General features: G+C 59.7%; 20 protein-coding genes. 15 read left to right on the top strand and 5 right to left on the bottom strand.

Annotated features, from left to right (window positions below):
• Positions 1–783 carry a tetratricopeptide repeat protein gene (locus N018_RS15115; RefSeq protein ID WP_024644545.1) on the bottom strand — a complete coding sequence of 261 codons (783 nt, stop codon included), beginning with the start codon at positions 781–783 and terminating at the stop codon, positions 1–3.
• 175 nt (positions 784–958) lie between these two features.
• On the opposite strand from N018_RS15115, the gene N018_RS15110 reads away from it, so the two are divergent.
• The 13 genes from N018_RS15110 (at position 959) to N018_RS15050 (ending at position 9989) form a co-directional block, all read left to right on the top strand.
• A complete protein-coding gene (locus N018_RS15110) occupies positions 959–1570 on the top strand; it encodes a hypothetical protein (protein WP_025390118.1) in 612 nt (203 codons plus the stop codon).
• A gap of 21 nt (positions 1571–1591) precedes the next feature.
• Entirely contained in the window at positions 1592–1810 is a 219-nt protein-coding gene (locus N018_RS15105; protein WP_003369190.1) for a hypothetical protein, read from the top strand.
• 9 nt (positions 1811–1819) lie between these two features.
• Positions 1820–2251 carry a hypothetical protein gene (locus N018_RS15100; protein WP_024673122.1) on the top strand — a complete coding sequence of 144 codons (432 nt, stop codon included), beginning with the start codon at positions 1820–1822 and terminating at the stop codon, positions 2249–2251.
• A 3-nt stretch (positions 2252–2254) separates the two neighbouring features.
• The gene (sctJ, locus tag N018_RS15095; protein WP_024644542.1) at positions 2255–3034 is read left to right on the top strand and encodes a type III secretion system inner membrane ring lipoprotein SctJ; all 780 of its coding nucleotides are present in this window, start codon (positions 2255–2257) and stop codon (positions 3032–3034) included.
• Positions 3031–3651 carry a hypothetical protein gene (locus tag N018_RS15090; RefSeq protein ID WP_025390117.1) on the top strand — a complete coding sequence of 207 codons (621 nt, stop codon included), beginning with the start codon at positions 3031–3033 and terminating at the stop codon, positions 3649–3651. The genes sctJ and N018_RS15090 overlap by 4 nt, the downstream gene beginning before the upstream one ends.
• Positions 3644–4240: a FliH/SctL family protein gene (locus N018_RS15085; RefSeq protein WP_025390116.1), complete on the top strand. Its 597-nt coding sequence runs from the start codon at positions 3644–3646 to the stop codon at positions 4238–4240. Before N018_RS15090 ends, N018_RS15085 begins: the two co-directional genes overlap by 8 nt.
• The gene (locus tag N018_RS15080) at positions 4237–5565 is read left to right on the top strand and encodes a FliI/YscN family ATPase (RefSeq protein ID WP_024644539.1); all 1329 of its coding nucleotides are present in this window, start codon (positions 4237–4239) and stop codon (positions 5563–5565) included. The genes N018_RS15085 and N018_RS15080 overlap by 4 nt, the downstream gene beginning before the upstream one ends.
• Positions 5566–5643: 78 nt before the next feature.
• Positions 5644–6138, top strand: coding sequence for a hypothetical protein (locus tag N018_RS15075; RefSeq protein WP_025390115.1), 495 nt, complete (start codon positions 5644–5646; stop codon positions 6136–6138).
• Positions 6135–7193 (top strand): type III secretion system cytoplasmic ring protein SctQ, encoded by a 1059-nt coding sequence (gene sctQ, locus N018_RS15070; RefSeq protein WP_025390114.1) that lies wholly within the window; start codon positions 6135–6137, stop codon positions 7191–7193. Before N018_RS15075 ends, sctQ begins: the two co-directional genes overlap by 4 nt.
• On the top strand, positions 7190–7846 hold the full coding sequence (gene sctR / locus N018_RS15065) for a type III secretion system export apparatus subunit SctR (protein WP_005893058.1): 657 nt from the start codon (positions 7190–7192) through the stop codon (positions 7844–7846). Before sctQ ends, sctR begins: the two co-directional genes overlap by 4 nt.
• Positions 7847–7850: 4 nt before the next feature.
• The gene (sctS, locus tag N018_RS15060; protein WP_005893057.1) at positions 7851–8120 is read left to right on the top strand and encodes a type III secretion system export apparatus subunit SctS; all 270 of its coding nucleotides are present in this window, start codon (positions 7851–7853) and stop codon (positions 8118–8120) included.
• Between the two features lie 6 nt (positions 8121–8126).
• A complete protein-coding gene (gene sctT, locus N018_RS15055; protein WP_024644536.1) occupies positions 8127–8942 on the top strand; it encodes a type III secretion system export apparatus subunit SctT in 816 nt (271 codons plus the stop codon).
• Positions 8943–9989: an EscU/YscU/HrcU family type III secretion system export apparatus switch protein gene (locus N018_RS15050; protein ID WP_024644535.1), complete on the top strand. Its 1047-nt coding sequence runs from the start codon at positions 8943–8945 to the stop codon at positions 9987–9989.
• 128 nt (positions 9990–10117) lie between these two features.
• On the opposite strand, the gene N018_RS15045 is transcribed toward N018_RS15050, so the two are convergent.
• The gene (locus tag N018_RS15045) at positions 10118–12931 is read right to left on the bottom strand and encodes an ATP-binding protein (protein WP_025390113.1); all 2814 of its coding nucleotides are present in this window, start codon (positions 12929–12931) and stop codon (positions 10118–10120) included.
• An 815-nt stretch (positions 12932–13746) separates the two neighbouring features.
• Here N018_RS15045 and N018_RS15040 point away from each other — a divergent pair.
• Positions 13747–17067 carry a type III effector HrpK domain-containing protein gene (locus tag N018_RS15040; RefSeq protein WP_025390112.1) on the top strand — a complete coding sequence of 1107 codons (3321 nt, stop codon included), beginning with the start codon at positions 13747–13749 and terminating at the stop codon, positions 17065–17067.
• A 182-nt stretch (positions 17068–17249) separates the two neighbouring features.
• Positions 17250–18008, top strand: coding sequence for a COG4705 family protein (locus N018_RS15035; RefSeq protein WP_024644532.1), 759 nt, complete (start codon positions 17250–17252; stop codon positions 18006–18008).
• Between the two features lie 86 nt (positions 18009–18094).
• Here N018_RS15035 and N018_RS15030 read toward each other — a convergent pair whose 3' ends face one another.
• The 3 genes from N018_RS15030 to mqo all read right to left on the bottom strand — a co-directional run bounded on the left by N018_RS15030 (position 18095) and on the right by mqo (position 23449).
• The gene (locus N018_RS15030) at positions 18095–18469 is read right to left on the bottom strand and encodes a response regulator (RefSeq protein ID WP_024644531.1); all 375 of its coding nucleotides are present in this window, start codon (positions 18467–18469) and stop codon (positions 18095–18097) included.
• A complete protein-coding gene (locus tag N018_RS15025; protein ID WP_025390111.1) occupies positions 18466–21462 on the bottom strand; it encodes an ATP-binding protein in 2997 nt (998 codons plus the stop codon). Before N018_RS15025 ends, N018_RS15030 begins: the two co-directional genes overlap by 4 nt.
• 349 nt (positions 21463–21811) lie before the next feature.
• Positions 21812–23449, bottom strand: a complete 1638-nt coding sequence (gene mqo, locus N018_RS15020) for a malate dehydrogenase (quinone) (RefSeq protein ID WP_025390110.1) — start codon at positions 23447–23449, stop codon at positions 21812–21814.
• Positions 23450–23976: the final 527 nt, after the last annotated feature.

Here is a 23976-nt window from a genome sequence, read left to right as displayed (position 1 = left end):
TCAGTGGCCGTCGATCAGCCCCAGTTCACGAGCCTGTTCGGCACGGTCCGGAAGGGCTTTGACACGCCTTGCCTCGGCGATCAGCTTGCTGCGCTCGGCTTTGGGAATGTCATCGAAGGTCATCCCCTTGAGGTCTTTCTCTTTTCCGGCCAGCACCATGACCAACAACTGATTGCGTTGATGGCGGGGTTGCGCCAGCGGCGACTGGCCCACGCTGTCGATGGTCTCCAGCGCCTTTTTGTTGTCATCGCCGAGCACATAGGCGAGGGCCAGATTACAGCGCGTGTCCAGATCGTTGGGTGCCAGGCGCAGGCTGGTCGTGAAGGCGCTCTGGGCCTGTTCAGCCTGGCCGCTGAGGATCTGCGCGATGCCGAGACGGTTCCAGGCCTGCGGCTGCTGCAGCGCCGTGGCGGCCTGGGTCAGTGCGATGACGGCGCGTTGCAGTTTGCCCTGTCGCAACTGCGCGGTGCCCAGCCCCAGCAGCGCTTCCGGATCATCAGCCTTGAGCTCCAGCGCTCGCTGATAGGCGCGCTCTGCACCGCGCGTGTCGTTGCTGGTGAGCAGCGCCGCACCCAGTTTGCGCCACGACTCGACACCGGCTTCCGGTTGCTGCGTGGCGCGCTGGTAAAACGAGGCAGCCGTGGTCGAATCGCCGCGTTTTTCCAGGTCGGCGGCCAGCTGCATGAAGCGTTCATAGCTGGCATCGGTCTTGGGCTGGGTCGCACACGCCGTCAAGGTCAGGCAGCCGAGCAACAACAACGTGGGGACGGAACGAGGTGGCATGGGCAGGGCTCTTGTGAAAGGGGACGGAGCGAGGCGATTCAGCCGTCGACGGCCTTCGCAGGCGAGCGCCAGTTTATAGCCCCGGCGCTGAATTGCGACCGTTTTCTGAGTGCTGGCTTTGCAGGCATCGCAGGCCAGCGCTCGCTCCAGCGCAGCATCAGGCAAGGAGGGAACCATGACCTGCTTCAAGGCTGAGTGGCGAGTATCGCAACTGCTGTTACTGATACTGCTGTGTGGGTTGTCCGGTGCGCTGAATGCAGCACCCAGGCACGAACCCGACTGGTTCGCCGAGCCTTATGCCTATGTGCTGGTCGACCAGGATATTCGCGGCGCGCTGACCGAATTCGCGCAGAACCTCGACCTGATTGTGGTGTTTTCCGAAAAGGTCCGCGGCAACGCACGCGGCACGGTACGCGGCGCAACGGCCGGAGAGTTTCTTGGCCGTCTGTGTGATGCCAATCAGTTGAGCTGGTACTTCGATGGCAACGTGCTGCACATCGCGAGCGCTGATGAAGTCGGCACCCGCAGCTTCGATTTGCAAGGTCCGCGACTGGCAGAGTTGCAGGATTATCTGGTGCGCCTGGAGGTTTCCGGTCAGCCGATGTCCAGTCGCGTGAGCCCGGATAACGACAGCCTGTTCGTGTCCGGGCCGCCAGCGTACCTGGCGCAGATTCAGCAACACCTTGATCGTCAACCTGTCGCCGAGGCCGCACCCGTTGTGCGTGAACGCGGTGTGCGGGTGTTTCGTGGCGGTGTCGTCACTCAAGTCGCCACCGACCGTCAGTAAACCTAAAAAGGAGCACTACCCATGTCCGTAAACTCCGTAGATAGCAATGTCGACGTCAATGTTTCCAGCCAGGAATCGCGCTTCAACGCTGCCGTCGAGAACGCCGAGCAGGCGTCCAGCGACAGCGAGTTCAACGATGCCCTGATCACTCAGGCGGTCACCATCGGCGGGCAGTTCATCATCATGCCGCGCGCTCAGGAAATGCTGAACGAAGCCCAGTCTGACGATGATTCCGAATAGGTTCCGACCATGACCGTCAATCTAGCTGCGTCACCGGCGGCGGCAGCCTTGCCGACGCCGGGAGGAGGCGCGGGGCCACAGGCTTCGCAGAACCTCTTCGAACACATGGCCGAGACGTCCAAAGGCATGCCGCAGGGTGCCAGCCCGCACCAGATCGGCAGCAACCTGATGGAGCGACTGGACGGCTTCATCGACCGCTCGCGGCAGTTTTCCGAGCGGGCCGACGCACTGACTCAGGGCAACGCGCCGCAGGCTGCCAGTCAGGCACCGACACCTGCCACAACCGGTGGCCAGGCGACGAGCAAGGTCGGTGAGCCGCAGGTCGACCGCATCGTGCAGTCGCTGGGGCGGATGTTCGATTACTCCATCGAAACTCAGATGGTAGTGCGCGGTGCGACCCAGATATCCGGTTCCGCCAACACCCTTCTCAAAGGTCAATAAACCATGTCCAAACGCTGCCGTGTCCTGCGCCTGTTGATCGTGGCAACGCTTGCCAGCCTGTTGCAGGCATGCGACATCGACCTCTACACCAACCTTGGCGAGCGTGAAGCCAATGCCATGCTGGCGGTGCTGCTGCGTGACGGCATACCGGCATCGCGCAAGGTTCAGGACAACGGCCAGCTCAAGGTGATGGTCGACGAAAAGCGCTTCGCCCAGGCCATGGCGGCGCTGGATGATGCCGGCTTGCCGGGGCAGAGTTTTTCCAACATGGGCGAAGTCTTCAAGGGCAACGGCCTGGTGTCGTCGCCGGTGCAGGAACGTGCGCAGATGGTCTATGCACTCAGCGAAGAGCTATCACATACGGTTTCGCAGATTGACGGCATTCTGTCGGCGCGGGTGCATGTGGTGCTGCCTGACAATGATCTGCTCAAGCGCGTTATCTCGCCGTCTTCGGCCTCGGTGCTGGTGCGTTACGATCCGCGCACCGACATCAATGTACTGATACCGCAGATCAAAACCCTGGTTGCCAACGGCATTTCCGGACTGGGTTACGACGGTGTTTCGGTCACGGCCATCAAGGCGGTCATTCCCGACAAGGCCAGCGCCCAGCCGCAACTGGCAAGCTTTTTCGGGCTGTGGATGCTTGAGGAGGACGTGCCCGCCGCACGCTGGCTGTTCGGCACTCTGTTGCTGATCGCGCTGGTGCCGGCCGGGTTGCTGGGCCGTCAGCTCTGGCAACGTCGTCGGGTCGAAGGGGCTTACGTCCTGAGTGACGCGCCATGAGTGCCGCGTTGGCTGGCCAATGGCAGGCGCTGATCGAGCGTCCCCTGACCTTTGTTCGCGAGCACTCGTTGGCCGAGTGCCTTGAGCGCGATCTCGATGCCGCCACACTGGTTGCGCTACGTGATTCACCACGCTTCAGCGCACGGGTCGAGCAACTGCTGACCGGGTATTTCAAGCTGCAACCTCTCGTGCAACTGGCCCAGCCCGCGCAGGACGATCTGGCGGTTCTGCTGTTGACCGATGACGACTTTTCGCGCTTGCCACGCCTGTGCGGCGCGGTTTGGCATGCGGCCACGCTGAGTCGGGAAATTCGTGGCGATGTGGTCAGTGAATATCGCCAGTTGCTGGGCGACGACGCATTTTCGCTGGCGCTCGCGCAACGCCAGTTGGCCGGGGCCGCCAACCTGCTGCGCACGCCCGTCGAGCTGACGCAGGCTATCGACCGCGATGGCGCGGCCTGTGTCGCCGCCTGGCTGCAATCCCAGCCAGCGGAACTGCAAGCCTGGCTGCGCCTGCGTCTTGAAGTTGCAGAATCGCAACAGGCGCACGATGAGCGACAGGTAAACGTGGTGCGCGCCGTCGCTCGTCTGCTGACAGGGAGCGACGACCATGAGTGATCTGCCGACCCGACCTGCCTCCCGCATACTGCGCGCTGCCGAGGCTGCGCAGTGGATCGACGGTTATGCCTTCGTCGAAGCCGCTCACCAGCAAGCCCGGTCAGTCCGCGAAAACAGTGCGCAATGGCTTGAGCAGGCCCGTGCCGAAGGCTTCGAACGCGCCCGTCAGGAAGGTGCCGAACAAGTGGCGACGCTGCTGGCGCAGACCCGCGCTGATGTTGATCGCTATCTTGCCGGACTGGAAAGTTCGCTGGCTGAACTGGCGCTGGGCATTGCCCGTCAGGTACTCGGCGAGATGGATGATCGCGAGCGCCTGCTGCGCTGCACGGCAGAAGCGCTTGCCGCGTTTCGTCAGGATCAGGCCCTGACCTTGTATGTGCCCCGCGCTGACGTCGAAGGCCTGCGCCAGCATCTGGCGCAGGATGCGCCGCTGGCCCTGAAATCATTGAGCATCGTAGGCGACGATCAGCTTGAAGCCGGTCAGGCGCGGCTGGGCGGCCCGGCAGGTTCCGTTGAGCTCGGGCTCGACGCACAACTGGACAACCTGCGGCGTGCGCTGCTGCCACTGGCAGAAGGGGATGCGCTTTGAATGAAGCCCTGATGACGCTGCTGCCTGATCTGCAGCGACGCGTACAACTCGCCCAGCCAAGACCCATGCGCGGCACCTTGCGCAGCATTCGCGGCGTGCTGTTGCGTGCCAGCGTCGCCGGGGTGCGGATCGGCGAGCTGTGTGTGTTGCGCGATCCGGGGAATGGGCGAGAGCTGTCGGCCGAGGTGATCGGTTTCGATGAGGATGATGCAATCCTGTCACCTATTGGCTCCATGGAAGGGCTGTCGACCCGTACCCAGATCATCGCCACTGGACAGGCGCTGGGTGTGCAGGTCGGCGATGCCTTGCTGGGCCGGGTGATCAGCCCGATGGGCGAGTTTCTCGACGGGCCTGCACCGGTCGCGGCCATCGGCCTGCAACGCTACCCGCTGCATGCCGAGCCGCCAGCGCCGTTCAGTCGTCAGCGCATCGTCAAGCCGCTGTCGTTGGGCGTGCGGGCCATCGACAGCCTGCTGACCCTGGCGCAGGGGCAGCGCATGGGCATTTTCGGCGAGCCGGGGGTGGGCAAGTCTTCTCTGCTGGCCAGTATCGTGCGCAACAGTAACGCCGACGTGATCGTCATCGGGCTGATCGGCGAGCGTGGCCGGGAAGTGCGTGAGCTGCTGGAGGGGCAACTCGATGCAACCGCACGGGCACGTACCGTGGCGGTGGTTGCCACCTCGGACCGGCCGGCCGCCGAGCGGGTCAGGGCGGCGTATGTCGCGACCACGCTGGCCGAATACCATCGCGATCAGGGCCGCAATGTGCTGCTGTTGATGGACAGCCTGACCCGCTTCGCCCGAGCCCAGCGCGAGATTGGCCTGGCGGTGGGTGAGCCGCCGACCCGACGGGGTTACCCACCGTCGTTTTTCTCGGCCTTGCCGCGCCTGCTGGAACGTGCCGGTCCGGGTCCGTCGGGCAGCATCACCGCGCTATACACCGTGCTGACCGAAGGTGACGCGAGCATGGACCCGGTGGCCGAAGAAACCCGCTCGATCCTCGACGGGCACATCGTGTTGAGTGCCGAGCTGGCGCAGCGTGATCACTTTCCGGCCATCGACGTGCTGCGCAGCCGAAGCCGTCTTATGGACCACATTGCCACGCCTGAACATCGCCAGCTGGCTTCGCGGATGCGTGAGTTGATTGCCCGGCGTCAGGAGATCGAGCTGTTGATTCAGGTGGGCGAATACGCCGCTGGCAGCGATCCGGTTGCCGACGAGGCGATTGCCCGTCATGCGGCGATAGAGGCATTTCTGCGTCAGCCCGCCGCCGAGCATGACAGCCTGGAGCACACGCTTACGCTCATGCGCAAGGTGCTGACATGAGTTTGATTGTCAGTGCAGCGCGTGAACCCGGTCTCGATGCATTTACTGAGCGGATGCACTCCCCATTGGAAAAGTCTTATGAAAACGGCTGACTTGCACAGTCTGCAGGCCCTACGGGTACTGCGCGAACAACGCGCTGCGGCGCGCCTTGCTGCACAGCGCGAACGCTGTCGCGATGCGAACAGCGAGCTGGATCAAGCGCGTGAGGCGTTGCGTCTGCACCGTGAAAAACTCGTTCAGGAGGCCGAGCAGGCTTACGGCCGTTTCAGCGAGGGGCTGTCGGTCAGCGCCTGGCGGGCCACTCAGGAGCGCTTGCAGCAACTGGATGACGAGCGTGCCGCGTTGCAGGCCGACGCCGAGGCAGTGGCGGTGACGCTGGAGACCGAAGAGCAGGCTCGTGAGCGGCTCCGTCATGCCCATATCGAGCAGCAACAGAAAACCAGAGCCTGGCAAAGCCTGGTCGAGCAGCGCGTGCGCAGCGATGCGCGTCTCGGCGAACAGCGCGACGAAGCCGATCAGCCAGCGTCGCCGGCCGGTGCTACTGCTTCGGCCGCATCCGGAAACGAGCCATGACGGTGTTTGCCGGCCCGATCCCCGCGGGCGAAGCCTGCACCAGTGGCCTCCGAGCGCGACTGGCGCAGTACGACGCGGACTCGCTGCCTCTGCATAACCGGCTGCACCGGCAGACGGCGCCTTGGCAGACAGTGCTGGGTAAGCAGCCGGTGCAGGTGCTGTGGGCCAGCGGGGGCGGCGAGAGCCTGAACCCGGTGCGGGTGGCATTTATGCTTGGCGCGAGTGAAATCGAGCTGAGCGTCCCGCTTCGACTGCTTGAGCTATCGGGACTGAGTTGGCAGCCCGGCGCTGCGATAGAGACCCAAGCCGACGCCTTGCTGCTCGAACAGGCCTGGCTGAGCTGGATCGAACCGCTGGAAACACTGCTGGGCGAGTCGCTAATGGTGGTTCCGTGCTCGGCACGTGAGCCGCGCAATGGTCTGAAAGTCGCGATTGAGGTACGTCCCGTCGACTGCCCGGCGCAGGCGCTGGAAATGTATCTGCACGCCGACAGCGCCCGGCAGGTGATAGAGCGGCTTGAGCAGCACACTGTTGCAAGGCGCGACCCGCTGCAAACGTTGCGTATTTCATTGAATGTCGAAGCCGGTCAGGCCCCGTTGACCAGTGCCGAGCTGCGCAGCCTGCTGCCCGGCGACGTTGTGATGCTCGACACCCTGGCTGACGCGCAGGTGCTGTTACGTCTGGGCCGCCACTGCCAGACCGTCGCCAGGCGTCAGGGTGACACGCTGGTCTGGCAGGGAGCGTTACGCCCCGGCAGCCCTCAACTCCCTCCTTATACCCGCGACAGGAACGATCTGATGAGTGAAATGAGCACCGATGCCGATCTGGATGCCTCGCTGGACGAGTTGCCGCTGACCCTGGTCTGCCAGCTGGGCAGCGTGGAGCTGACGCTGGCGCAACTGCGCGAAATGGCCCCTGGCAGCCTGCTGCCCCTGACCAGCCTGGCGCATGACGAAGTGGACCTGATGGTCAACGGCCGCCGTATCGGTCGTGGCGAACTGGTGACTATCGGTGACGGTCTGGGCGTGCGTCTGCTCGGTTTCAGCGGCTCATGAACGGTTACCAGCCGAATCTGATCGAGATCATTCTGGTCGTCGCCACCATCGGGCTGATCCCGCTGGCGGTGGTGACCCTGACCGGTTTCATGAAGATTTCCGTGGTGCTGTTTCTGATCCGCAACGCGCTGGGTGTCCAGCAGACACCACCGAATCTGGTGCTTTACGGCATCGCGCTGATCCTTTCGGTCTACGTCACCACGCCTCTGATCGGCGACATGTACCGGCAGGTGGAGGGCCGCGATCTGAGCTTGCAGAATGTTCAGCAACTCGAAGAATTGGGCAGTGCCTTGCGACCGCCGCTGCAGGCGCACCTGTCGAAGTTCGCCAACGAGAGCGAGCGGGGCTTTTTCGTCCAGGCCACCGAAACCATCTGGTCACCCGAAGCGCGTGCCGACCTGCGCGATGATGATCTGGTGGTGCTGATCCCGGCGTTTGTCAGTTCCGAGCTGACCCGGGCTTTCGAGATCGGTTTTTTGCTGTACATCCCGTTTCTGGTCGTCGATCTGCTGGTCTCCAACGTGCTGATGGCCATGGGCATGTCGATGGTCTCACCCACCTTGATTTCGATTCCGCTGAAAATTTTCCTGTTTGTGGCCCTCAGTGGCTGGTCACGCCTGATGCACGGGCTGATTCTAAGCTACGGGGGCTGAGATCATGGGCCAGGACGTATTTCTCTCGTTGATGAATCAGGCACTGATGACCGTGCTGCTGTTGTCTGCCCCGGCGCTGATCGTGGCAATTGTGGTGGGCTTGAGCGTGGGGCTGTTGCAGGCGCTGACCCAGATCCAGGACCAGACACTGCCGCAGGTGGTCAAGCTGGTCGGCGTGCTGCTGGTGATCGTGTTCGTCGGCCCGTTGCTGGCGGGGCAGGTGGCCGAGCTGGGCAATCAGGTGCTGGACAACTTTCCACTGTGGACCCGTTGAGCTGCCATGGGCGCTGACCTGACCAATGCGTTCATCGAAGTCGCCTATCCGGTGATCAGCTCCGCGTCGCTGGCAGCATCACGGGCCATGGGCGTGGTGATCATTACACCGGCGTTCAACCGGCTGGGCCTGACCGGCATGATTCGCGGCTGCGTGGCGGTGGCGATCTCGGTGCCGATGATCCTGCCGGTATTCTCCGCGTTCACGTCGATGCCCGAGCACAGCGGTTTTTTTCTTGCGGGGTTGATGATCAAGGAACTGCTGATCGGCTTGCTGATCGGGCTGTTGTTCGGTATCCCGTTCTGGGCCGCCGAAGTGGCAGGCGAACTGATTGACCTGCAACGCGGCTCGACCATGGAGCAACTGGTGGACCCGTTGGGGCAGGGTGAGGCGAGCGTGATGGCGACATTGCTCACGGTGATGCTGATCACGCTGTTTTTCATGTCCGGCGGTTTCATCCTGATGGTCGACGGCTATTACCACAGCTATCAGCTCTGGCCGGTCACCGAATTCACGCCGCTGTTCAGCAGTGCCGCCCTGATGTCCATTCTGGCGATTCTCGATCAGGTGATGCGCATTGGTGTGCTGATGGTCGCGCCGCTGCTCATTGCGATGCTGATCACCGACCTGATGCTGGCTTACCTTTCACGCATGGCCCCCAGCCTGCATATTTTCGATCTGTCATTGCCGGTCAAGAACCTGTTCTTCTCGGTGTTGATGGTGGTCTACATCGGTTTTCTGATTCCGGTGATGATCGATCAGTTGGCGCAGTTCCGCGGAACGGTTGAAGTGCTCAAGGCAATGGCCAGCGAGGCACCCTGAATGGGCGAATCCAGCGAGGAAAAAAGCCAGCCGGCCACGGACAAGAAGCTGCGCGATGCGCGCAAGAAGGGCCAGGTCGCGAAAAGTCAGGACCTGGTTTCCGGCATGGTGATTCTGTTGTGTACGTTGTGCATTTCGGTCTTGTTGCCCAAGGCGCGTGCGCAGGTCGAAGCGTTGATCGACCTGGCGGCATTGATCTACATCGAACCCTTCAACGATGTCTGGCCACGGCTGCTGGATCATGCCGAGCAGATCGTCATCGGCATCACCTTGCCGGTGGTGGCCGTGACGGTCGGGGCGGTGATTCTGACCAATATCGTGACCATGCGCGGCGTCGTGTTTTCGGTCGAGCCCATTCAGCCGGACATCAAACGGATCAATCCAGCAGAAGGTTTCAAGCGCATTTTTGCCATGCGTAACCTGATCGAGTTCCTCAAGGGGCTGGTCAAGGTGGTGCTGCTGGGGCTGGCGTTTTACGTTGTCGGCCGCCAGGCCCTGCAAGCGCTGATGGAGTCTTCGCGCTGTGGCGAAGGTTGCATCGAGTCGACATTCTACCTGGTGCTCAAGCCTCTGGTGTTTACCGTGCTGGCGGCGTTTCTGCTGGTCGGTGCAGTGGATGTGCTGATGCAGCGCTGGCTGTTTGGCCGGGAAATGAAAATGAGCCACAGCGAGCAAAAACGCGAACGCAAAGACGTCGACGGCGACCCGATGATCAAGCGCGAGCGTCAGCGCCAACGGCGGGAAATGCAGGCACTGGCGACCAAGCTTGGCTTGGCGCGGGCGTCACTGATGATCGGCGACGCGGGTGGCTGGGTGGTGGGGGTGCGCTATGTTCGCGGCGAAACGCCAGTGCCGATAGTCGTCTGCCGCGCCGCAGCACACGAATCCGCAGCCTTACTGGCCGAGGCCGCACCACTGGGCATCGCCCTGTGGCCCGACGCAAGCCTCGCCGAGTCCATTGCAAAACGAAGCGTGGCAGGCGATCCGGTGCCGGAAAACACCTTCCAGGCGGTGGCCGATGCACTGGTGGCACAGCGGCTGATCTGATCTCAGCACAGCCATTGGCACGAGAGTTACATGATTCTCGTTCAGCACGCTCCAGCGCTCATTGTTATACACACGTCCAACTGACTTTCGCGCAATGCATTGGCATGCATAGATGTCATGCCGCGCCTTCAGTGCATCGCCGGGCTGTGGCAGGTCATGGGCGTGCCGGGCACGACTTTCAGGCGGTTAAGGTCGGTGTTGATGCGCCACGCCCAGAAATGCGTGCCGTCTTCACGGGCTATATCCAGTGCTTGAGTCAGCATCTTGCGCACATCCTCGAGTGCATAAGCATGCGGCTGATCAAGCATCAACTGCGCTTTGACGCGCATGATCTCCGGCAGATACCAGCGATCCTGATTTTCTACCGCGCCAACGTGAAGTTCGTCGAGGATTTCCAGTGCCAATGGTTCAAGCCTGAGCGCCGCCAGTCCTGACGCGTACTCGGTGTGCAGCATCGCATGCAACGGCGTTTCAACATGATTGCGTAACTGCTGAAGCGCTTCTCCCAGCAGCGGCACACCGGTTGCAGCGTCGCCTTCGCGGATCGCCAGAATGCTTTCGTAACACGAGGTCAACTGACGCCAGATATGCAGCGGTTGCCGCTCGCTGCTCTGCCTGAGAAGGTTCAGAAAGTACCGCGTCTTGTGCAGCGTACCGGCGATCAGCGTTGCAGGGATCGCACTGATCGCCAGGGTGTACCACAACGTCGCAGGATGACTCAGCGCAACCGCCTGCTTCACATTGATGTCCAGCGCCACCATCGCCTGCCCCGTGTTACCGATCAGCAACTGAACCTGAGCCCGTAGTGACTGTGCAGCAATCCGCTGATCGAAATGCATGTCGATGATGTGCGATGACGGCGAGCGTGGAGCACCGAGCGCTTCTTCGATGGCCTGGCGGGCGGTCTTCATATCGCCCATGTAAAATGCGCTGGTCGCGCGCATCCGTCGGCCCAGCAACTGACAGTCGGCGATCCGGTAATCCTTGCCCAGCGCGAGAAACTGCGAGGCGACCCGCGTGCCTTGCACGTGCTTGTTGCTGCAGGTGTGATCGTTCCATTGCCCCCACAAGGCCCGCAGACGGTATTCGGAGTCGTCGAGCGCCTCGGCATCTTCACTGACCTGCTGCCAGACCTCGCGCATTTTCTGCCCGGCGCCGTAGGTCAGCATCAGTATGCTGCCGGACATGGTCAGCAGGCGCATGCGCTGCCGACGGTCCATCTGCACCTCTTCCAGCTGGCGGGGCAAGCCCTGGTTGACCCAGTCCTGATATTCGCGCACCAGCGACAGCCTGAGCCACAACGGCGAGCTGCACAGGGTCAGTTCCACTCCCGACTGGCGGTCGCCCTCGGCCGAAAAGGCCCAGGTCAGGGCTGCACGCACGGTATCGATTTCCACCCCGTAACGCTGAGTCCATAGCTCCTGGGGAAGCTGTTCGAGATCCAGTCTGGCTTGTTCGAGCAGGGTCATCGCCCATCGCGCGTGGGCGCTGCACAACCGTGGCACATCATCAAGCTGTACGAGCTTTTCATGGGCGTAAAGGCGTGTGGTTTCCAGCAGTCGAAAGCGTTTGCCCTGGCTGTGATCGAAGGTGCTCAGCAGGGATTTGTCGAGCAGGCTTTCGAGCATCGGCAACGTCATTCGTACATCAGGCAGACCGATGTTGACGATCGCCATTGCCCCGTCAATGGTAAATGAGCCGTTGAATATCGACAGCTGACGCAGCAGGGCCTGCTCGTGCGTGCTGAGCATGCCGTAGGTCCAGTCCAGCGTGGCACTCAGCGAACGCTGGCGTGGCAGGGCGGTACGCAGCCCGGTCATTTGCAGGCGAAAACTGCCGTCCAGCAGGCCGACCAGATCGTGAATGCCAAACGTCCTGGCGCGTGCAGCGGCCAGTTCGATGGCCAACGGGTTGCCGTCCAGTTTGCGGCAGATGGCGGCGACTGTTTCGGCATCGCTGTCGTTGAAGGAAAATTCGGGATCCTGCTCTCTGGCGCGGGTGACGAAAAGCTCCACGCCGGAATAGGTCATGGCCTGCCCGGCAGTGATCGCTTCGTGTTCGTCCGGCACTTGCAGAGGGCCGAGTTCATGCACCCATTCGCCTTGCGCACGCAGCGGCTCCCGACTGGTGACGACGATGCAGCACAGTGGCGCATTGGCCAGCAACGTTTCGACCGCAGCGGCGGTTTCATCCAGTACATGCTCGCAATTATCGAGCACCAGCAACTGCGGGCGGCTGACCAACGAGGGTGGTATGTCGTGCAAAGGCTGTTCGTTTTCGGCGCTCAGGCCCAGTGCAAAGGCAATTCTCCCCAATATCGGTTGGGCGCTTTTGACCGGAGTCAGGTCGACAAAGGCCGTGCTGAGGCAAGAATGCGCGGCCAGGCTGTCAGCCAGTGCCAGCGCTACGGTGGTTTTGCCAACGCCGCCCGGGCCGGTCAGGGTCAGCAAGCGTCGGCTGAGGGTCAGTTCCAGCAGTTGTCGGATCAGTTCGTCGCGTCCGAGCACCTGACGATGCGGCGCTGGCACAGCGGAGAACGTATCCACTGCCGGGGACTCCTGGCGGAGATCCGGTCGCACGCTGACCGGCGCAACAAACCGGTAACCACGACCGGGCACGGTAACGATGTAACTTTCGTCGTTCTCCAGCGCTCTACGCAAGGCAACGATCTGGGCGCGCAGGTTGCATTCCTCGACCACCGCTCTGGGCCAGGCCAGTGCCAGCAGTTCAGACTTCTCCAGCAGCTCGCCGGGACGTGTGGCAAAAGCGACCAGCAACGCCATTGCGCGGCTACCCAGTGGCACCGGCTGTGAATCCTTGAGCAGCAAATATTCGCGTGGAAGCAGGGTGAAAGAGCCGAAGTGGATGGCCTCATGGCTGCGTGACGAATCACCTGTTCCAGGGGTGGCCATTGCATCTTGGCCGCTTGCTTCAAAATCCATGCTTAGACCTGTGTCAGAAGTAATAACTGCGCCAGCGCACCGTGCGGGAGCATGAAGGTCCCGATCTGTGTCTGTGTGTTGATGCCTGTTCTTGTATCTGCTGAAGCCAACTGACGTTCAATGGGTACGCTGTAACTTACCCGAGGCCCCGAATTGTCGGGCATGCGCAGTTGCTTGACCGCATGCCTGGTTTAAAACGTCGACTTTCCGGGCAAGGGGAGAGTCTAGTGACACGAGATGACTGTTTAGAGAGCAATGCACAAATCGCGCCCATGTTAATTGACAGCAACTCGCCGTCGGTTCGTGTACCGTTGGTCGGCTTACAGTGAATTTTTTATCAGCGTAGAGTTTGCCCGACTGGTTCTTTACGCCAGTCATTGCCGAACGTGCAGGTACCTTTTTTCAACAGACCACGTTTGCGTTACCAGCAACTTGGTGCAGTTGATAAACGGTTAATCGAACTATCAATTACTGGATTGTCGTAAAAGTCTTGATGGACGGCACTCGATTAATAATTAAGTGTTACTGGATGTGTTTTCTGTGCCGAGTTGCGGACTTCATTAGCAGTCGTGTGGGGTGATTATTCAATACTCCGGTCATCCGTTTTCAAGCAACTCTTACAGTGGTGTCATCCCTCCTTAACGCAAAGCCGTTTTAATCAATTCCGATAGCGGACGCCTGACAGTTATCCAGGCTCCGCGCCTCTGCCTGTAAAGGCCCGGCTCGCATCCGTTCAATCCATGGCAGCGCCGCTTTAGCTGTGCAGGCAGCGCTATAGCGATGGAAGTTTCGGGTGACCAATGGAAGGAAAAACAATGACGACTGTTAATAAGATCACCACTGAAAAACCCACTGATCCGGCAGACGCCAAAGCCTGGGAACAGGCTGTACAGCAATCCAGAGAAGTCGGGATCCAGTGGCAGTTGCCTGACGACGACAAACGCTCTGCACAGCAAATCATCGACGATAGCCCGTTGCTGAAAAATCTGGGCGGGCGCGGTGACAAGCGAGAAGCCAAGGAAAATCTGATCGCTCAGGTTGGCGACTACACCAAGGATTCCAACGCTGCGTTTCGTGCCGTGCAATTGCTCGAACACATTGAAACCTTCGACGCCAACGGCGACCGCCTGGCAGGCAAGGACATCGGTAACAATCGCATTGACGGCTATACCAGTAGCAGCGATGCCAGACACGGTACAGAAGCCGGTCGCCTGAAGGATTTCGGCAAGGACGGATTTTCAAGCCTCAGAGGCAAACTGCACGAAACAAGATCCGCTGCCAACGACCCTGCCACCCGCGAGCAGGCCGAGAAACTGGGCATCCAATGGGAGCGTCCGGCAGGGGATGAAAGGGACGCCAGGAGCATTGTCGAAGGCGATCCCTTGCTCGGAAATCTGGGCAATCAGAGTGACGTCAGGGACATGCTGAAGGAGCAGGTTGGCGATTTCGATAACGACGCTGACGCTGCCTATCGTGCTACCCAGGTGCTGGCGCATATCGAACAGTTCGACGGTAACGGTGCGCGGATTGTCGGCAGTGATGTCGCCAACGGCAGTATCAATGGCTTCACCAAAAGTGGCGAGGCCCGCAATGGTACTGAAGCCGGCCGGTTGCAGGATTTCGGCAAAGACGGTTTTTCCAGCCTCAAGGGCGAACTGGCCAATGTGTCTGTCGCCGGTGAGAATACCCAGGCTCGCGAGCAGGCCGAGAAGCTCGGCTTTCTGTGGGAGCTGCCCAAGGATGACCAGCGCTCGGCTCAGGACATCATTGATGCCAATCCGCTGCTCAAGAATCTCGGTAACCAGAGCGGCGTCAAGGACATGCTCAAAGAGCGGGTCGGTGATTTCGAAAAGGATGCCAACGCCGCGTTTCGTGCCGCTCAGGTGCTCGACCGGGTGACGATGTACAACGAAAAGGGTGAGGTCCAGTCAGGCGGTGATGTGTTTAACAGCCGCGTCGACGGCTTCACCAAAGGTGCCGAGGCCAAACATGGCACCGAGGCTGGCCGCTTGCAGGACTTCGGCAAACTGGGCTTCGATGCGTTGCCCGAATTGAAGAAAAGCGAAGACATCAGCAGCTACAAGGATTTTCTCAAGGCCAACCCCGATGCAGATGACGCCTCGAAGCAGATCGCCCGGTACGCCGCGATTCTCGACGAGAACCATGATGCGATCAAGGGCAAGACCGGCTCGAAGGACTTGAACCCCGAAGCGCTGGCGGCCTACAAGGACAAGAACCCGCAGCTCGACAAAGAGGTCAGGGAGGCGCTGGACTTCTGGTCGCAACCCGGTGCCTTCGCGCTGCTGGATAACGCCAAAAGCCCGCTTGAGCAAGGCACCGACGGCAAGGCCAGCCGTGGTGATATTCAGGCCTTTATCAAGACTACCTCCCCGAAAGACGTCGGTGCGGTCGGCACGCTGCTGGAAGTCGTCGCCGAAGGCAACCTGCTCAACAAGGTCAATACCGACGCGCTCAACAAGGACGTGTTCGATAATCCGCAAAACTACACCGCCGAACAAAAGGCTGCCGTTCTGCAAGAGCTCAAGGCTGCACAAAGCCTGATCGTCAAGGGCAGTGGCGCTGGCATGTGGAAGGATGACAAGTCTCAGGTGCAGATTGCCAACAATGTGCGCAGCCATCCTGACGCGCAAAAGCTGCTTGATGACGTCAACGAGCACATCGCGACGCTCGAAAAAGACCCTGAAGTGGTCAAGTTCTACAACGAGAACGCGACCAGTGAATTGAGCAAGGTGCTGGAGGGCAGCGACGGCCTGAAAAACGCACTGCAAAGCACCTATGACAACGACATCAAGACCGGCAAGGCACTCGACACCCTGTGGGACGCCAATACCAAGGATGGCAAGACCGATCAGCAGACTGCACTGGCGCAATTCTATAGCTCGGCGCAAAGCGTTCAGGAATCACTGGGCGTGAGCAACCCGAGTGAAATTCAGGCGGCCGTGCAGAAGTCCACCCACAACAAGGATTTCGAATCGTTCTATGAAAAATCCCTGGTGTCGGGTGAGCGTCTGAAAGAGCTGCTCAAGACCGAAAGCTTTGAGGTGGCAACCAGCCAGTTCAGCATGGAAGTGGCGATGTATAACGCTGCGCTGAACCCGGCGTTCACCAATAAATTCGATGACGCCGCCACCAAAAACTACACCGATATCGCCCAGGATAACGTCTTCAAGGACGCCAGTTTCGATGACCTCAAGAAGGCCTTCGGCGTTGACGGCGGCGATACGCTGGATGAGGCGAAGGTCAGGTCATTGATTGATCAGGTCGCCGAGAGTAATCCCGAATTGTTGATGAATGCCGACGGCAAGCCTGCCACTTCCGACCAGATTCTGGGCGTGTTCAGAGGCAATTGGGATCTGCTGCGCCAGGGCACCAAGTCGATTTCCGAGTTGGGCCTGTTCAGCAAGGATTCTTCGATCAAGGCGGCCTCCAATGCAGGTGTGCTGCATGGTGTCAGCGGCCTGTTCATGGCCGGTATCACCATCGCCAAGGGCGCCAACGGCGCGGGTGCCTTGACTGATCGGCAGGTCGTCGACATCACTACCGGCTCGGTGCAAAGCGCCACCTTGTTGGTCGAAGGCGGCGTCAAGCATTTCACCGACAAGTTCAAAGCCGTTAAAGACACCGCCAACCCGTCCGCCTATGCCTACATCACCGGCAATCTGTCGAAATTGGAAAACGCCGCCAAAGGCCTCGGCGGACTGGCCGGTGTGGCTGCCGGGGCTTATGGCATCTTCGATGGCGTGAAGTCGATCCGCAAAGGTGAGCTGGTCGCTGGCGGCATGAGCATCACTGCGGGCTCACTGGGTGCAATGGCTGGCCTGGCGTCAGCGGCCGAAGGCGCGGCCGGCGTCTTCCAGCTGACAGGCAGCGTGGTTCGCGCCTTGCCACTGCTGGCGGGCAGCCTGGGGATTGCGGCCGCCGGAATAGGCGCGCTGGCCATGTTGATTCCAGGTTTGATCGAGGAGGGCAAGCAGGAGACCCGCGTCGACCGTTTCTCCGATCATCTCAGGGACTACCTGACCCAGTACGAGATTGATGGCGTCAAGGACGGCACCATCATGGACATACCTGACAATGAGTGGCCAGGGCCGGAGGATTCCACCATCGCTTCGTGATTGAATCAGGCCGGGGGCCAACCCCGGCCTGACTTTTGCGCCCCGCCTGTCTTGTATCGCCAGCCCTGCCTCAATCAGTTTTTCATTATTGTCTGACACATTTCAAACATCTGGACCGTGATGATGGCCATCGTTCGCTTTTAGCGAAAAGACCTCTCGCTTTGATCACCCAGGTAGACACCATGAATAAACTGCCCCAGATAACGTTGGCGTTCTGGATCATGAAAATCTGCGCGACCACACTCGGCGAAACGGCGGGAGACTTATTGTCGATGACGCTGAATGTCGGGTATGCGGTCAGCTCAGTGATTCTGATCAGCCTGTTCGCGGCAACGCTGGTCACCCAGCTTGCTTCCAGGCGCTATCACCCGATGCTTTACTGGCTGGTCATTCTGTCTACCAGTACTGCGGGCACCACGATGTCGGACTTCATGGACCGAACGCTCGGGCTTGGCTACGCATTGGGCTCCGCGCTGCTGATTGCCGCATTGATGGTTATCTTTTGCGCCTGGTACGCAAGTGAGAAGTCGCTTTCGGTCGACAAAGTCACCAGCCTCAAGGGTGAGCTGTTCTACTGGTTTGCGATCCTGATCTCGAACACATTAGGCACCGCGCTGGGTGATTATCTCGCTGATGATTCGGGGCTTGGCTTTGCCGGGGGAGCATTACTCATTGGTTCTGCCATTGCGCTGGTCGTCATTCTGCATTTCACGACCAGGCTCTCTTCAATCATGCTGTTCTGGATTGCCTTTGTTCTGACACGGCCGTTCGGAGCGACGCTGGGCGATGTGCTGACCAAGCCTCACGAAAAGGGCGGGCTGGATTTCGGTACGGTAGGCTCTTCCGCCGTATTGCTCGCCGTCTTGTTGATCCTGGTAGCGGTGGCGACTTACTACAATCGTAAGCCAACAGCCGTTGATAACAGATTGCCGGAACGTTGAGCGGGCAGCATGCCTGCGCTGGTGAGACTTTACAGGGGAGTTTCAGCCCATGTGCTGCTCCCCTTTAACCGGTCGTGTTGCCTTGTTTACACCTGAAGCAAATCGTTCAGAGCCCGGCTTAATTGGTCTGCACTGAAAGGCTTGGCAACACATTGACGGTCCGCCCATGTGTCAGGAATACCCAGTCGTCCGTACCCCGAACAAAACATGAAGGGTATGCCCCTATCGGCAATGGCGGCTGCTATCGGAAACGACGTGCCGCCGATAATGTTGATATCCAGTATGGCCAGGTCGTACTCGCCATTGCGGGCGAATTTAACACCGTCGTTCAGCGTGCTTGCATGGTAGGCGGTCGCGAAACCCAGGTCTTCAAGCATCATTTCCATCAGCATCGCGAGCATGGTCTCGTCTTCCACCAGTAACACTCTGGGGAGCGTTGTTCCATTTGATTCGAGACTCATAGGCTGTTTTCCGGTTTGTCTGGCCAGGGGATCAGCATTGAGCAACTGATACCGGTAGTGGCGAACTGAATGTCGACCTTGCCTTTGAGCTCTCGCTCGATACTGCGGCGTATCAAGCGAAAACCGAAACCTTTTACAGTGCTTGGGGGGATCAACGGGCCGTCTGTTTCCAGCCAGTCGAGAGTCAGCGTGGGAGGATTATGTTTGCCATTCAAGGTGGAGATCACGGTCACCTGACCTGTCGATGACGAGAGCGAACCGTGTTGCACGGCATTGGTCATCAACTCATGGAGCACCATTGAAAGCGTTAGTGAAATCCGCGGCTCCAGCGTGACCGGATCTCCTTTGAAGGCAATCCTGTGCTTGCCGCTGTCCACTTCCTGCAGTTGCTCTATCAGATCGACCAGTTCGGTGGAAATCCATTCTGCGCGTGCCAGGGCATCGTGAGCCTGGCTCAGTGCGAACAGACGCGCATCGAAACTCTTGCGAAAGGAATCAAGAGAGGCGGAGCTGTTGACCGTGAGAGAGGCAATCGCCTGAACGGTTGCCAGGGTGTTTTTAACCCGGTGATTCAGCTCGTTCAGCAGCCCTGCGCGGGTCAGGCGATCTTCCAGTTGCTGACGCTCCAGCTTGCTGGAGATCGATTGGGCCAGGCGGTGAGTGGTGCCGCTCTGTTTCAGAAAAGTCGTCTCGCCAACGGTGTCCAGCCCCTGATGCGTGGGAAGCGTGAAAGAAAACACGCTGCCTGAGTCGAGCGAGCTTTCTGCCCATAACCGGCCGTCGTGGGCGGTGATGATGCCCTGGCAGATATAGAGCCCCAGGCCATTGCCACGCGGGTTGCCTTCCTTGACGGACCAGTAGCGCTGAAAAATGTACGGCAGATGTTCTGCCGGGATGCCGATCCCGTCATCACTGACCCTGAACAGCACCTCGTTGTCATGGGCGACCGCTTCAATATTTATCCGGCCTCCCTTCGGGGTGAACTTGATGGCGTTACCGACCAGGTTGGACAGCACCTGGAAGATCCGTTCCGGGTCTGCGTCGATCACCAGACCCTGCGCAGCGCTGCAGTTGAGCTCGATATTCTTCTCGGTCGTGAGCATGACCAGCAGGCTGCAAGCTTCTTCCAGCAGGCTGGTGACGCTGAGCGGCAGGCGAGACAGCTGATAGCGGCCGGCTTCGATCTGTGCGGTATCGAGCAGGTCCTCCAGCAGACTGTTCATGCGCGTTGTGGCTTTTTCGATGGTGCTCAGCGCGCGGCGGATATTGCGATTTTCAAAGCTCGAGTCACCGACCGTCCAGCGCTGCATCATGCCGCACTGCATGATAATGATGGACATCGGGTTACGCAGGTCGTGGGAAACCACTGCAACCAGCTCATCCCGCAAGCGCACCGCTTCCTGCTCACGTTGCACCTGTCGCTCAAGGTCGATTTCCAGGGCGGAACGGCGCAGGTCTTCCGCGCCATAGAGATCGCCCTGGGACCACGGTCTGGCGATACCGGTCACCTCTTGCTTCCAGACATCGAATGACTGCCTCGGGCGCAGGCGATGGCTCGCAGAGCTCACCGGGCTGGTGCTGACGTGATGGGCGGGGTCGCCGCTCCAGTTCATGGTAGAGGTGAGCTGGGCACGAAACCATATGACCGCGTTATCGACCGGTTTGGGTAAAGTGAACGCTATGATCCCGCTGGCCACTGCTCGATAGGCGGCGCTTTCCGGGTAGATTTTTTGCATCGAGTCCGTATGAAAAACGCCCAGCCCCTGCAAGCCTTTCGCCTGCTGTGTGGCCCGTTGACTGGTCAGTCCCGTGTCGCGTATCCAGAGGTACAGGGATTGCACCTCATCGATCGTCGGGCAGTTACCGAACAGATGTATGCGTTCACCAATCAGAACCGCAGCACCGTCGGCCAGTGTCAGCGACTGAAGCAGCTCGGGCCTGCTCATCAGGCCGTCCAGAATGTCATGATCGGCGCGGCTCATGGCGTCGGCGAGTTGCCGCAGCAGCACGACCTTCTCTTCCCGCTCAAGCTGGATCTGTGTCGCGACGATTGCAGAAATTTTCACCGACAGCAGTTGCCCGATCATTGCACAGGCGTCGCGCAATTCCCGGGGCACCAACAGCGGTTCGGGATGGCCGCAGGCGATGAGGCCCCACAGCTCGCCACCCTCCAGCAGCGAGATACTCATCGATGAGCGTACGCCCATGTTCTTGAGATACTCGCAATGCACCGGGGACACGCTTCTCAGCGTCGAGAAGCCCATGTCGAGCGGTTGCCCGCTGGCAGGGCGCAAAGTCGGTATCAACGGGACCGGAACGTAAGTGGCGTCCGGGATCACCCTGATCCAGTTCAGGCGATACAACTCGCGCGCCTGGGCAGGAATGTCCGAGCCAGGGAAGTTCAAGCCGCTGTAGCTGGGCAGGGGGCCGGTCAATGCCTGTGCAACCACCTTGCCATGGCCTTCGGGCTCGAAGCGGTAAATCATCACCCGGTCGTAACCGGTAAGCGCCTGAATTTCGTGAACACCGATATCGAAAAGGGTTTCCAGAGTGGTGGCAGCCTGCAAGTTGCGCAACACGCGGGTAATGATTCTGGACTGTTCGTGAGCCGCTTCGACATAGGGCTCCAGCTCGATAATCAACGCCTCTCCGGCGCGATGCAGTGATGCACTGTATTCGACAGCGCCCACCGTCAGGCGTATTGGATCACTGTTGGGGACGGCGGGGTGGTGATACACCTGATCGATAAGCGCCGAATGTTCTGGCGAAAGCAGCACGCAAAGCGGATTACCCAGCAGCGCTTTGCTGTCCAGCCCCAACGCTTTCGAGCAATTGGCGCTGACCTGTTCGATACAAAGAGGCTTGCCCGCGACACTTATCAAGACACCGTGGGGCTGAATTGCGCCAGGAACACGGATCGGTTCACGTGCACATTCGGCAAGCGCCGCTTCGAGAGCGGTATCAGGGCTTGCTTCGAGTGTCTGCTCGATCATTTACGTGAACTCCAGTGGGTGTTTCAGCCAGAAACAGCCAGTCGCTGCTCTGGTGCGGCAGGCAGTCGAAACGATTCGCACAGACTTCTTCAGGCGCAACAATGCTTCGGGCGGCCGGTGGCCCAGATGGACAGCGCAAGAAATGCGAGGTTGCCGCGAAGGTGCGGCGTGGAGACTTGGGTCATGCCGCTCTGCTGGAGTAAGCCAGAGGTGGAAGGAAGCCGCTCACCATAACAGGTGCCAAGAAGATGCGTAGTTTTAACTGGTTTTTGCGGGTGATTCTGTTGCGAGCATTAAAAAGCCCCGCCAGACGAGGTCTGGCGGGGCTTCGCTTCAAGCTGTGAGAGCCTTAAAGAGCCATGTCACTGGCTGGATTGCTTTTCGCTGGCTGGGCGGCAGGCGTTGGGGCCGTGCCTGTCTTGTTCACCGGCGGTGGTGGAGTCAGTTGCAGAACTTCGGCTGTGTAAGCCCATTCCTCGGCAACGCGATCCGGGTTGTTGTTCAGCTTGGTGCCGTAGCTAGGTACGATCTGGTGCAGTTTTTCCTGCCAGGCCGGAGTCGCTACCTTGTCCTTGAAGACTTTCTCAAGCACACCCAGCATGATTGGCGCTGCGGTCGAAGCACCTGGCGATGCGCCCAGCAGACCGGCGATGGAGCCGTCCTTGGAAGCAACGATTTCGGTACCCAGTTTCAGAACGCCGCCTTTCTCTTCGTCACGCTTGATGATCTGTACGCGCTGACCGGCTTGCATCAGGCGCCAGTCTTCTTTCTTGGCGTTCGGGAAGTATTCTTTCAGGGCAGCAAAGCGATCGTCGTCAGACATCATCACCTGACCTGCCAGGTATTCGATCAGCGGGTACTGTTCGATACCAACGCGGGTCATCGGCCATACGTTGTGAGTGGTGGTGCTGGTCAGCAGATCGAAGTACGAACCGTTTTTCAGGAACTTCGTCGAGAAGGTCGCGAACGGGCCAAACAGGATCACGCGCTTACCGTCCAGGACACGGGTGTCCAGGTGAGGAACCGACATGGGTGGCGCACCGGTCGAAGCAATACCGTAGGCCTTGCCCATGTGTTGCATGGCCAGGGTCTGGTTGTCAGTGACAAGCCACGAACCGCCAACCGGGAAGCCGCCGTATTCCTTGGCTTCAGGAATGCCCGACTCTTGCAGCAGATGCAGAGCAGCACCGCCGGCGCCGATGAACAGGAACTTGGTGTCGGTTTCGGTAACGGTACCGTCTTTCAGGTTCTTGTACTTGACGCGCCAAGTGCCGTCGTCGTTGTGATTGATGTCTTCGACTTCGCTCGACAACTGCAGGTTGAAATTCTGCTTGGCTTTCAGGTTGGCGACGAACTGACGAGTGATCTCGCCGAAGTTGACGTCGGTGCCGATCGGGCTCCAGGTCACGGCCAGCTTCTGCGCCGGGTCACGACCTTCCATCATCAGCGGAACCCACTTCTTGATCTGCTCGTGGTCCTCGGAGTACTGCATGCCGCTGAACAGCGGGCTGGCTTGCAATGCTGCGTAACGCTTGCGCAGGAACTGGATGTTGTTGTCGCCCCACACGAAGCTCATGTGCGGCGTGGAGTTGATGAACGAGCGCGGGTCTTTCAGGACGCCGGTCTTGACCTGCCAGGACCAGAACTGACGGGAGATCTGGAACGCTTCGTTGATCTCGATCGCCTTGGAGATGTCGACGTTGCCGTTCTTGTCTTCAGGGGTGTAGTTCAGTTCGGCCAGCGCCGAGTGACCTGTACCGGCGTTGTTCCAGCCGTTGGAGCTTTCTTCGGCGACGCCGTCGAGACGCTCGACCATTTCCATCGACCAGCTCGGCTCCAGCTCATTGAGCCAGACAGCGAGGGTTGCACTCATGATGCCGCCGCCAACAAGCAGCACGTCGACTTTTTTGGTTTCAGCTGCATGCACGGGCATGATGCCCATGGAGATGGCCATACCCAGCAGGGCCGTATTCACTTTCTTAAACATTCTGTCATCCATCTGATAAACGCCATCCGCCGACTGCTCCTGAGGGGCTGGCCTGTCACACGCTTTGACGTATGCGACAAACTCTCGCACCCACTGGGGCTAGAGGTGGACATACAAGGCCAATATAATACCGCTCGAGACCTCAATTTATGTCCTGCTGCGCTGGCTTCTTATCATCGTTGGATTCAGCGTCATGAGTGACATTTTTGCTCTGTCGGTGTGCTGCGGTGCCCGAAGCCTGTCCGGTTACACCCGCGCGAAGCACACCTGGTCAGCCTGTTCACGGAGTCTGAGACGCCGTGATGGGGCATGGAGACACGCCTGAAGCGTATTTTTATACGCCTGCTGCGCAAAACCATGGGGCCATTAAGCGAAGACGCGGCATTTTCGCATAATCCGGGCCTCCGTTGCGAGGTGCCATCACACTATCGGGCACCAATGCCCTGATTTAGACGCCTCTGGACCTTCCAGACTTTCTATATCGTCATTTACTGACGAGTCTTGAGCCGCCTGCCACTAGTTGCACA

This window comes from Pseudomonas syringae CC1557 (assembly GCF_000452705.1).
GTDB classification, from domain to species: domain Bacteria; phylum Pseudomonadota; class Gammaproteobacteria; order Pseudomonadales; family Pseudomonadaceae; genus Aquipseudomonas; species Aquipseudomonas syringae_F.
The sequence above is the reverse complement of the archived record's forward strand: the minus strand, read 5'-3'. Positions and strand labels throughout refer to the sequence as shown.